This is a genomic window from Paraburkholderia humisilvae, assembly GCF_902859855.1.
GTDB lineage: Bacteria > Pseudomonadota > Gammaproteobacteria > Burkholderiales > Burkholderiaceae > Paraburkholderia > Paraburkholderia humisilvae.
This window is the reverse complement of record NZ_CADIKH010000389.1, coordinates 1-1032: the sequence shown is the minus strand read 5'-3', so window position 1 is coordinate 1032 and position 1032 is coordinate 1. Positions and strand designations below refer to the sequence as shown.

The following is a 1032-nucleotide window of genomic DNA, read 5'->3' as shown; positions in this document are numbered from 1 at the left end:
CGCCTCGATTGCACGGGCACTGGCCACACCGAGTCCCGGCACGGCCTTCCACCACTGGCGACGACGCGGAATGCGCACGGTCAGCTCGGCGAGGGTCGTGATGCGGTGCGCCTGCGGCGCGCGCGCGGTGCGCAGGGTGTCGATCGCCTGCGCGACGGCCTTCGCGTGCCGTTGCCGTTCACCCGTCGGGTGGCCGGGGAGCGTCGCCAGATCGCCGCGATGGGCGGTATGCGCAAGGGTAACCAGTTTGCGCCGGATGCGGCCGAGCACACCGCGCGCGGACTGGCCATTGCCCAGCGCCGAGGGCAGGTAGCGCTCGACGGCCGGACGCACGGCCAAGCCCGTGTACCAGGCGCGCAGCGCGGCCAGTTCACCGGTGCCGGGAAAACCGGGCGGGTCGCCAGGGGTGGGAGCGGGCAGGGCGGCGGGGCGCGTTTTCATGAGGGGGAGTTTAGCGTACGAATAGATGCCTTTTGATAATTTGAAAAGTTATCTTAATGGCACAGATTTCATGCAAGCCGTCCCTGATCCGGAGCCCGAATGCGAAAAGGGACTGAGTAGTCGTGCTTGAGCGCGTAGCGGGGAGCGGGATAAGATCCACGCCCTGGCATGGGGTGCAGGGCGATGCAGGACGCTCCCAGGTTCATGGCAGGCGCAGTGCCGTTTCCCGACGTGACCATGCGGCGGCCTGTCGATGACGGGGGTGAGCGCCGGTGATGGCAGCGTCGGCCTGCCGGGCTTCGAAGCCGGGGGCGCTCCCTCACGGCGCCAGTGTGGCGGGCTTCCTCTTTAGATCATCACGGGACAGGTATGACTGGCAGCATTACTCAGGCTTTGGTGGGGCGAAACCCTCCATTCGGATCACTGGCCAGCGATTCCGCCGGGCCCGCAATGAGGCAGGTGAATGATAAAAAAAACATTCCCGACACCCGGATCGAAGCACTTGGCCGGCTTGCCTGCAACGGTCCTGGCCGGTCTGCTGTACCCGGTTCGGCCCGACATGCCGCTGACCCGGAGCTGGAAAGAAGCATC

The 1032-nt window shown here is 66.2% G+C and carries 1 protein-coding gene; it reads right to left on the bottom strand.

The features are described 5' to 3' along the window. Window positions 1–441, bottom strand: a 441-nt coding sequence (locus HV796_RS42700) for a phage integrase family protein (protein ID WP_281370004.1), incomplete at its 3' end; no start/stop codon positions are given. Window positions 442–1032 lie beyond the last annotated feature (591 nt).